12 protein-coding genes are annotated in these 10,159 nt (G+C 39.4%); 4 read left to right on the plus strand and 8 right to left on the minus strand.

The genetic code is table 11. The annotated features are described in order from the left end of the window. The 4 genes from AC52RT_RS13565 to AC52RT_RS13580 all read right to left on the minus strand — a co-directional run. A partial coding sequence (locus AC52RT_RS13565; RefSeq protein ID WP_495541232.1) for a DNA gyrase subunit A occupies positions 1 to 969 on the minus strand: 969 nt, incomplete at its 3' end. Further along, positions 969 to 2,942 carry a DNA topoisomerase IV subunit B gene (gene parE / locus AC52RT_RS13570; protein WP_495541233.1) on the minus strand — a complete coding sequence of 658 codons (1,974 nt, stop codon included), beginning with the start codon at positions 2,940 to 2,942 and terminating at the stop codon, positions 969 to 971. The genes AC52RT_RS13565 and parE, both read right to left, overlap by 1 nt. 256 nt (positions 2,943 to 3,198) lie before the next feature. Further along, the gene (locus tag AC52RT_RS13575; RefSeq protein WP_495541234.1) at positions 3,199 to 3,612 is read right to left on the minus strand and encodes a CoA-binding protein; all 414 of its coding nucleotides are present in this window, start codon (positions 3,610 to 3,612) and stop codon (positions 3,199 to 3,201) included. Positions 3,613 to 3,822: 210 nt separating this feature from the next. Next, positions 3,823 to 5,118: a purine/pyrimidine permease gene (locus tag AC52RT_RS13580; RefSeq protein ID WP_495541235.1), complete on the minus strand. Its 1,296-nt coding sequence runs from the start codon at positions 5,116 to 5,118 to the stop codon at positions 3,823 to 3,825. Positions 5,119 to 5,367: 249 nt separating this feature from the next. Between AC52RT_RS13580 and plsY the strand changes: the two genes are divergently transcribed. The 3 genes from plsY (at position 5,368) to AC52RT_RS13595 (ending at position 6,957) form a co-directional block, all read left to right on the plus strand. Further along, positions 5,368 to 5,958 carry a glycerol-3-phosphate 1-O-acyltransferase PlsY gene (gene plsY, locus AC52RT_RS13585; protein ID WP_495541236.1) on the plus strand — a complete coding sequence of 197 codons (591 nt, stop codon included), beginning with the start codon at positions 5,368 to 5,370 and terminating at the stop codon, positions 5,956 to 5,958. A 68-nt stretch (positions 5,959 to 6,026) separates the two neighbouring features. Next, positions 6,027 to 6,797: a CPBP family intramembrane glutamic endopeptidase gene (locus AC52RT_RS13590; protein WP_495541237.1), complete on the plus strand. Its 771-nt coding sequence runs from the start codon at positions 6,027 to 6,029 to the stop codon at positions 6,795 to 6,797. Positions 6,798 to 6,816: 19 nt separating this feature from the next. Continuing rightward, positions 6,817 to 6,957 carry a YycC family protein gene (locus tag AC52RT_RS13595; protein WP_495541238.1) on the plus strand — a complete coding sequence of 47 codons (141 nt, stop codon included), beginning with the start codon at positions 6,817 to 6,819 and terminating at the stop codon, positions 6,955 to 6,957. A 204-nt stretch (positions 6,958 to 7,161) separates the two neighbouring features. Here the strand turns inward: AC52RT_RS13595 and AC52RT_RS13600 are convergent, their stop codons facing one another. Continuing rightward, a complete protein-coding gene (locus AC52RT_RS13600) occupies positions 7,162 to 7,635 on the minus strand; it encodes an NUDIX hydrolase (protein WP_495541239.1) in 474 nt (157 codons plus the stop codon). A 90-nt stretch (positions 7,636 to 7,725) separates the two neighbouring features. Here AC52RT_RS13600 and AC52RT_RS13605 point away from each other — a divergent pair, with 90 nt between their 5' ends. Further along, positions 7,726 to 8,031 (plus strand): HesB/YadR/YfhF family protein, encoded by a 306-nt coding sequence (locus AC52RT_RS13605; RefSeq protein WP_495541240.1) that lies wholly within the window; start codon positions 7,726 to 7,728, stop codon positions 8,029 to 8,031. A gap of 55 nt (positions 8,032 to 8,086) precedes the next feature. Here AC52RT_RS13605 and AC52RT_RS13610 read toward each other — a convergent pair whose 3' ends face one another. The 3 genes from AC52RT_RS13610 to AC52RT_RS13620 all read right to left on the minus strand — a co-directional run. Continuing rightward, a complete protein-coding gene (locus AC52RT_RS13610; RefSeq protein ID WP_495541241.1) occupies positions 8,087 to 8,380 on the minus strand; it encodes a hypothetical protein in 294 nt (97 codons plus the stop codon). 23 nt (positions 8,381 to 8,403) lie between these two features. Then, positions 8,404 to 8,832, minus strand: a complete 429-nt coding sequence (locus tag AC52RT_RS13615; protein WP_495541242.1) for an acyl-CoA thioesterase — start codon at positions 8,830 to 8,832, stop codon at positions 8,404 to 8,406. After that, on the minus strand, positions 8,832 to 10,159 hold a 1,328-nt coding region (locus AC52RT_RS13620), incomplete at its 5' end, for an AAA family ATPase (protein WP_495541243.1). The genes AC52RT_RS13615 and AC52RT_RS13620, both read right to left, overlap by 1 nt.

Here is a 10,159-nt window from a genome sequence, read left to right on the forward strand (position 1 = left end):
ATCAGAGTTTTTATATAAATAATTTAAAACACCGTTCGCATTGGCGTCTTTTTTAAGCTCAATGACAATTCTCAATCCGGTACGATCCGTTTCATCACGGACTTCATTCATTCCCTCAACCTTACGATCAAGTCTAAACTCGTCCATCTTCTTGACTAAATTAGCTTTATTCACTTCATAAGGAATTTCAGTAATGACTATCTGCTGTTTACCGCCGCGAATGTCTTCAATTTCAGCCTTAGACCGGATGATAATTTTTCCTTTACCGGTTTCATAAGCTTTTTTAATCCCTTCTACCCCTTGGATAATCCCGCCAGTCGGGAAATCAGGTCCCTTAATGACGGTCATCAATTCATCTACACTGGCGTCCGGTTTATCGATTCGCATGATTGCTGCATCAATAACCTCGCCCAATTGATGCGGAGGGATTTCAGTTGCATAACCCGCTGAAATACCGGTTGAGCCATTGGCAAGCAGCGTCGGGAACATCGCAGGCAGAACGATAGGTTCTACTGAAGTATCATCAAAGTTGGATACAAACTCTACTGTCCGTTTATCAATATCTCGGAGTAATTCAGAAGCGATAGCTGAAAGCCGTGCCTCTGTATATCTCATTGCTGCTGGAGGATCGCCGTCAATACTACCATTGTTTCCATGCATTTGAATTAATTCTTTTCGCAGTTTCCAGTCCTGACTCATCCGTACCATCGCTTCGTACACGGAAGAATCACCATGGGGGTGATAATTACCAATAACATTACCCACGGTTTTGGCAGATTTCCGGTAAGCCTTGTCATGAGTATTCCCTTCAACATGCATGGCGTATAAAATACGACGCTGTACCGGCTTCAAGCCATCTCTAGCATCCGGCAGCGCACGGTCTTGAATAATATACTTACTATAACGTCCAAAACGATCTCCGATTACCTCTTCTAGGGGCAAATCCCTATATACCTCTTCACTGGCCATTATTTGCCCTCCTCTGCTACCGATATATTTTCATTATCTAAAATATTCGATTCTTCTTCGAGACCAAATTTAACATTTGATTCAATCCATTTACGTCGTGGTTCTACTTTATCTCCCATTAAGGTCGTAATCCTTCTTTCCGCTCGGGCAACATCTTCTAATTTCACTCGAATTAACGTTCTGGTCTCTGGATTCATCGTAGTATCCCAAAGCTGATCTGCGTTCATTTCTCCAAGACCTTTATACCGTTGGATCATATAGCCTTTCCCAACTTTATCAATAGCACCCTGCAGTTCTTCATCGTTCCATGCATATTCGAGTACCGCTTTTTTTCCGTTCCCTTTACTAACTTTATAAAGAGGAGGCAACGCGATAAAAATTTTACCTGCTTCAAACAATGGTCTCATGTACTTATAAAAGAACGTCAAGAGCAATACTTGGATATGAGCTCCATCTGTATCGGCATCAGTCATGATGACAATTTTGTCGTAGTTTGTATCTGCCACAGTAAATTCAGGTCCCACGCCAGCGCCAATTGCATGAATAATCGTGTTAATCTCTTCATTTTTCATGATATCCTGCAGCTTAGCCTTTTCTGTATTCAAGACCTTTCCACGAAGCGGCAGGACTGCTTGAAATCTCCTGTCTCTCCCTTGTTTAGCTGAACCTCCTGCAGAGTCTCCTTCTACAAGATAAAGTTCATTTTTGTCAGGGTTTTTCGATTGTGCTGGTGTTAATTTACCAGACAGCAGGCTATCTGATTTCTTCCGTTTTTTCCCGCTTCTAGCGTCTTCCCGGGCTTTTCTTGCTGCTTCACGAGCCTGAAAAGCTTTGACAGATTTTTTAACCAAGAGTGTACTCGTATTCGGGTCTTCCTCAAAGAAATAAGCCAAATGCTCGGACACAATTGAATCAACTGCTGATCGTGCTTCACTTGAGCCCAGTTTGCTTTTTGTTTGTCCTTCAAATTGCAGCAATTCTTCTGGAATTCGTACGGAGATAATCGCTGAGAGGCCCTCCCGGATATCTGTACCTTCAAGATTCTTATCTTTTTCTTTTAACATACCGCTTTTTCTCGCATAGTCATTGAAAGCACGAGTCAGAGCTGTTTTCGCACCGATTTCATGCGTCCCGCCATCTTTTGTCCGAACATTATTGACAAAGCTTAAAATATTTTCGGAGTAACCGTCATTAAATTGAAACGCAAAATCTAATTCTATGCCATTCTGATTGCCCTCTAAACTAACGATACTATGAAGGGTATCTTTTTCTTCATTCAAATACTCAACAAATGCTTCAATTCCGTTTTCATAATAAAAAATATCTTGTTTATCATGACGTTCATCGATTAATTCAATTTTAAAGCCTTTTAACAAAAACGCAGATTCACGTAATCGTTCAGATAAGGTGTCATAGTTGTAACTCGTCACAGAAAAGATAGTCGGATCAGGCTTGAAATGAATCATGGTTCCTGATTGGTTCGTTTTCCCGACCTTCTCAAGTGTAGTTTCCGGCTTTCCTCCATTAATAAAACGTTGTTCATAAACAAAACCATCACGTTTAATTTTCACAACCAGCCATTCAGAAAGCGCATTAACAACAGAAGCCCCTACTCCATGCAGTCCCCCGCTTGTTTTATATCCGCCTTGACCAAATTTACCGCCAGCATGAAGAATGGTAAGAATTACTTCAGGTGTCGGCTTGCCAAGCTTATGCATCCCTGTTGGCATTCCGCGTCCTTTGTCCGTGACACTAATGCTGTTATCTTTATGTATTTTTACGATAATTTGATCTCCGTGTCCCGCAAGCGCTTCATCCACGGCATTATCGACAATTTCATATACTAAATGGTGGAGTCCTCTCGCATCTGTGCTTCCAATATACATACCCGGGCGCTTTCTTACAGCCTCGAGTCCTTCTAATACCTGTATGGCATCTTCATCGTACGCAAACTCTTTACTATTTTTCGCCACAGAAATTCCCCTTTCATACTCTTCCGCAATTTCCGGGCCAAATCATCTGTGTGAATTGACTGAAAATCATGTGTCTAGTGAATTGCAGATTATCTCTGCTATCATTTATTTCTCTTTTATATCATAAGTATAATGAATTTTGCACAAAAGAACAAACGTTCCTTTTATTCAAGATCCGTAATTAGGTTATGTAACTTTAGCTATCGTCCATTTATTAGGCGAAAAAAAGGAGCGGCGGCCCGCTCCTTCTCAAGTCTTACTTCGTAAGGGCATGTTCGACTTTAATACAACGATCCATGATGACTGTATAACCTTTGTCCTTCAGGTATTCATAGGCTTCCTCATTAACCACACCGAGCTGTGCCCAAAAGATATCTGCGTCAATCTCAGCAAACTCTCTGGCAATCTCGGGAAGGAACTCCGATCGCCTGAATACATTTACAATATCAATATGTCCATCAATTTCTTTAAGCGATGAAACGGCCTTTACCCCTAGTACTTCCTCCACGCTTGGATTTACTGGAATAATTTCATATCCGTTCTTTTGCATGGCTTCAGAGACCATGTAAGAGGTTCTGTCTGGTTTATCAGATAATCCGATAACAGCAATTCGTTTAGCTTTTTTTAACATAGCACCCATTTCAGACCGGGTTGGATTTTCAATGGTCATGCTAAACAGCTCCTTTTACGTAAGTTTAGTAGTTACAATCAAGTTTTTTTAAAGTTCATGTAAGTTTTTTAACGTAAATTTATTCTCTAAAAATCATTTTAGCTTAAGTTTCCCCTATTTAGCATAACAGAAATTGCGTCGTAAGAAATATTAATAAACTATTTTTAGTTGAAATAAATTTATTAATTGCCTATAAACAAGTAAATATGCTCAGCGCAATACACGCTTTTTAGAAATAAAAAATAACCACTGATCAGTTATTATCGCTACAATGGTTCCAAATATAAGTCCATTACTTAATAATGATGTCACAATCGGTGAAATACCTTTAAACGCTTCGGAAGGTACGAACATCACACCCACACCACATAATAAAGAGACACCGATCACACTCCTTACTCTAGCTGAATCTGCTTCTTTATCGAAATCCGAGAAAGCCATTCCGATCATACTGGCAAAGACAACGAAGGTAACAGAATATCCCACAGGAACAGGTAAAGATGAAAATATATTCATAATGCTGGGAAATAAGCTAAAACCTATAATTAAGACAGCACCTAAAATAAACGGCAGTCTTGAGGTAATACGGGTTGTGGCAATAAAGCCTGCTGCACCTGAAATTGGGACAGGTCCAATGGCACTGAAAACTCCCCCGATCAGCTGATTGACTCCGGTAACAAAGCCGCCTTTTTTCAAACTGACTTTAGTTTGGATAATTCCGAGAGATTTCATTAAGTTTTCAACAACGCGTACACTAGCAATCATGTTCGTTAATAACAGCAATGTGACAAATATTGATGTCATAATCATACCAAAATCAAAATGAGGCTCGCCAAATACAAACATCTTCGGTAAAGAAATCATTGACTGGTGAGAAGATGTAATTGGTTTGGCCGCACCAAATAGTGCAAATAGTGCCCACCCAAACATAAGAGCGATTAAAACTCCATATTGCCTGATTGCGTCCACTTTATGCCTTGTCACATAAAAAGTAAATAGAACTGTCACGAGACTTAAGGCTGCAATTTTTAAGTCTACTCCAGAACTATTATAGCCGACACCCAGCATCCCATTCAAAAATGATTTACTGAGCTGCATGACTAGCAGCAATATGTATATACCGGTTACCACCGGTGTAAAAAGTTTACTGATTTTATCTATTAATCCCGCTAAGCTCAGGAGAATAAACATTAACCCGCTCATCAGCATAGCTCCCTGAAGAGCTTGAAGTGTCTCTGTTGCAGTGGCAAATAACGTAGTACTCATTCCTGCATAGAGTGCAAATACTCCCCACCACAAACCAGCAGGACCTTCATTAATCGGCAGCTTGTGCCCTAGAGTCACTTGGAGCAGTCCTGCCACTCCGAGGACGAAAATAGTCCGCTGTACAAATTCAGCAGCATCAGTACCGCTCAAACCAAATAAATCAGCTACCGCAATAGGTGCTACAATGGATGATGCCATCACAAAAGCTACCCACTGGAAGGCTGAAGCTAGATTTTTCATATTCTCAATCTCCTAATTCCTTAAAATCCATTTCTCTGTTTAATTAGCATACACTATATTTATCGGGATACGAACTTGTTTTTCCACCAATTTTATGTATTTCCGGCCTTCATTATAAATATTTTTTTACGTTTGAAAGAGGAAATCAAACAATACTAATGGAAATTTAGTAGAGACATGATAAAATACATGTGCAGGCTACCTACATATCAATCCTCATTTGATTACCTAACAGGAAAGGGCTATTATATGTTATCAATTATATTATGTTTACTGCTTGCCTACTTAATTGGGTCAATTCCTTCTGGATTGATCATTGGAAAAACCTTTTATCATACAGATATTCGTGAACATGGCAGCAAAAATCTAGGCGGCACCAATACCTTCCGAACGCTTGGTGTAAAGGCTGGGATCGTCGTAACCAGTATGGATATTTTAAAAGGCACACTTGCCACTACTCTCCCGCTTCTTCTTGATACAGATATTCATTTGCTTCTTGCCGGAGTATTTGCGGTTATAGGTCATATGTTTCCTGTATTCGCAGGTTTTCGCGGAGGAAAAGCAGTTGCCACATCAGCAGGCGTAGTTCTTGGAACCCACCCAATTTTATTTTTAATATTGGTAGTGGTCTTCTTTATTTCCTTATACCTGAGCAAATATGTATCACTTTCTTCTATGATTGCAGCGGCAGCAGCTTTAACTTATGCGCTATTTTTTGCAAATGAAGATAAACCGCTGCTCATCGTGCTTGCTGTGTTTGTGTTCTTCATTTTTTACAAACACCGCGCAAACATTAAACGGATCAAGAATAAAACGGAACCGAAAATCACCTGGCTTTAACCTGCAAGTCTGTCCAATAATTGGACAGACTTGTTCATTTTAAATTAAGGAAAAAGAGAAGTGACAAGATGAATTATTCTTATACAAAAGAAACAACTTGGCCGCAGTACCTGATTCCATGTCTATTTATTGCTCTCGTATTCTTTATCCATCAGCAGAATCTTCAAATCAGTTTCTATCTAGCAGGCAGTCTTATGCTAACCCTTGTTTTTTTCAGTGAAAAGAACCGTATAGTCCTCTGGATTTCGATAGCTTTCCTATTTGGACATCTTTTCTATATGTATGCAAATAAATTCGTCGACATAGCTGATGTTTCTTTACCATCTAAGATCCTCTTAAATAGGCTTTTACTGATTTGTATTCTCATTCCGGTTAGTATCATTTACTATTCTTTCATCAAAGAAAAACCTATTAAGCTCATGTATGATCGACCCATAAGATTCAATTCAAAGTTTATGCTGAGAATGGTCCTGCTGTTTTCTATGCCCTTTCTCGTCATCCTGTTAACCAAACCGATCACGCTGCAGCTGCTAACCTATGGACTGCTATTCTGCTTCACACATGCCGCCTTGCAAGAGTTAATTTGGAGAGGGATCCTTCTTCGTGCATTTACCCTTCAATCGACAAAAAAAATCGCCATTCTTACTTCAGGTATAGGCTTTGGCATTACCCAGAGTTCGGTCGGTTTCCAATTCTACTCATGCATCCTTTTCTGCATTCTTGGCAGTTTCTTGGCTTGGCTTACCATAAAAACAGGCAATTTAGTTCCATCGTTTTTACTTTTCTTTTATCTCAGCTTTTTACTCGTCCTCTCAGGCGTTATTTTTATCGGATTTTAAATATAATGGAGGTTATTTTATGAAACCCTTACAAATATCGGCGGAAACAGCTGTCAAATTAGCGGAAACGCTGAATCTTCCGTTAGAGCAAATCATGCATATGCCAGCGCACATTTTAGTAGCTAAAATGGCGGAAGCTGAAAGACTTGAAAAAAAATAAAGACACGTTTATTGCATCACCCAGCTTCTATTTCTATCGAACGCTGGGTGAATCCTGCCAATACTTCTTAGAAAGTTAATTCTTTTTTAAAATTTCATTGAATATCCAATTTCCTTTTGTAGACGCTCCATATTTAACAAGAACTCCCGCTGCCATATCCTCTAAAACAGCAAAAAGAGCGAAAGTGGAGATTCCCACTTCACTCTAGTTACACAGTGCTAAATCTTTTATATCTATAGACAGCAGCCGGCCATTTTCTCCATATGTACACGCATATTCCTTTTGCTTAGCATCTTTCGATAAATGTGGCAGATAATATAAAATATTACTAACTACCTCTTCTTCGCTGCTTGCCATTATCCATTCCAGCGGCTTCCATTCTAAGATTCCTTCGTCACAATCAATGGTCACTTCCTCATTACTTTCAGCAGTAAAAAGATACATGCCGCCCGTCTGCCATGTAACGACCCCATGTGCTGTTAATGAAGTAACAGATAGCCCTGTTTCTTCGAGAATTTCCCTTTGAATGGAATTCAGTGGTGTTTCCCCTGGTTCTATTTTCCCGCCGACTCCATTCCATTTATGTTGATTCGGTTCATTATTTCGAAGCAGCAACAAGTATTCTTCTATACTATTTCTATGTCTTTTAATAAAACAGATTGTATAAATAATATCCATGGTTAATCCCCCCTCCTTAAGCCCGATATTCGCTTCTAAGTTAGCTTTCCTTTATACTAAACATATCGTGAAACGTGAAAGGAGAAATACATGAAAATAAACATCTCTGGTCCTGCATCTCATTGGTATGTAGAAGAAATGGCACTGAAAGAAGGAAGCAGTGTACGATTTTTTGTCAGATATGGCGGACACAGCCAAATTCAAAGTGGTTTTTCATTAGGAGTCAATCTTGATCACCCTGTTGACCCGGCAGCATCAATTAAGCACGAAGGAATAACCTATTTTATTGAAAAAAACGACGAATGGTACTTTGATAATCATGACCTATATATCGACTTTAATGATAAAACAGCCGAACCGGCTTTTCGATACGAAAAAATAACTGAAAATCGTTAAACACCGGCTAACCGGTGTTTTTTTATAAGAAGTATAAACAGCATGTATCAACATGTTAATTGAGCAATTTTTCAACAATCCCTTCAGCCTTTAGGATTTCCCTTTGTTTAGCACCAAGCAAATCAAAATGTGAATACCCGTCGCGGCGATGGTGAATCCATTCTTTGCGAAGTCCGTATTGTTGTCCCCACCGTTCAAGTTTAGAGAGATCTTGACAACCTGCTTTTGTGACCGTGTTACAATCAGGAAAACGGTCGTCAAGCCAGTAATGTGTTAAAAAAGCAATTTCACCTTTATCGATTTTTTGCTTCCATGCTTCTAACTCTTTTCTATTAATGCCAAATGCCACTTGTACCTCCCCTCACTCTCTGCTCATTCTGCTTCTTCTTTTTTATTTTTTTCGTATGCTTGATGCCAGTCCGGATATAATTTCTTGATTGAGATCGGACGGAAGGAATCTTTTTTAACACAAACATGAATCGAAGAACCACTTACTGCAAGTTCCCCCGTTTCAGTTAAGATTTTATACCCGTACGTAACGCGAAGTCCATCATACTTTTCAATCCATGTGTATACCGTTGCGGTTTGTCCGTATTTAAGTGGTTTTTTATAAGAAGCTTGGATATCTAACACAGGTGAAAGAATCCCTTCTGCTTCTAATTCAGCATAATTAAAGCCCATATCTTTAATCAGCTTTGTTCGCCCAATTTCCATCCATACCAGATAATTAGCATGGTAGACAATTCCCATTTGATCTGTTTCTGCGTAACGGACTTCAATATTGTTTTCTGAAATAAGCATTATTTTTCCCCTTTTTTAAGTTTTTCTGCGGCTTGCTTCAAGTCATTTTCTGTAATGACCATTAAATCTGTATCTTCCCATTCATCTGTCGATTTGGGCATTAGACGAAGGGCCTGCATTTGAATGGCTTCATTGATTAAATTAGCAGCATATCGTCCGTTTCCTGGTGCATGATAATGTGTTAAATAAGTAGTTATCCATGCTAACGCTTCTTCTGAAAGAGTATATTGATATTCTTCACTATACCTCTGCATAATTTCAATTAATTCGTCTGTGCTGTAATCAGGAAAATGAATAAACTTTTTGAAACGAGAACGCAGGCCGGGATTGCTTGAAAGAAGACGATCGATTTCGTTTGTATAACCAGCGAGAATGACGACTAAATTTTCATTATGACGAGTCATTTCTGCCACGAGTGTATCAATTGCCTCCTTTCCAAAATCATTTTCACCTTGACTTACCAGTGAATAGGCTTCATCAATAAACAACACACCCCCAAGCGCTTCCTTTATTTTTTTCTTTGTTTTAAGAGCCGTTTGTCCAACATACCCAGCGATAAAGTCTGCTCGGCTTGCAACGACTAAATGCCCTCTTTTAAGCATTCCGTTTTCTTTTAATAGCTCTGAATAGATTTGCGCAACCGTCGTTTTACCCGTCCCAGGATTACCAGTAAAGACTGCATGGAACTGGACAGGGACAGCTTTCATTCCTTGTCGTCTTCGAATGTGCTGTATACGGGCATACGATGCCAATGCTTCAACTTCTCCTTTAATATCTTTTAGCCCGACCAATTTATCAAATGTTTTCCATGGTGAATGCCCTGTAGTAGAATCGTTCATTTGAAAATCTTCCGGTGATAAAATGGTGAACTCAAGAACTTGCTCAGTATCAACCTTCGAACGTGATCCTTTTGTGAAAATGGCGTCTGTGACCAGTGTACGTGCCGTTCGAGCATTTCCAAAAGTTTCGTCGACTTGCTCTTGCTCAAGCTTTTCTTCGAGTTCAATCATTGCTTCTTTCGTTAACAAATAATCATTTTCCAAGGCTGCCTGATTAGCAATCTCGAGCAGTTCTTCAGTGGTATAATCCGGCAGATGAAAATGATTTGACTGTGGAAACCTGCTTCTTAGTCCCGGGTTTGCTTGTAAAAACTGCCTCATCTCATCTGGATAACCGGCCAAAATAACCGCGAATTTCCCGCTGTATTTCTGATTAGTCATTAATGAAACCAGTGTATCGATGACGGTTTGTCCATAATCATCGCCCGATTTTCCATCTCGCTTTAAACTATACGCTTCATCGATAAATAGGACGCCTCCTACTGATT

It is taken from the genome of Peribacillus sp. (genome assembly GCF_059453735.1).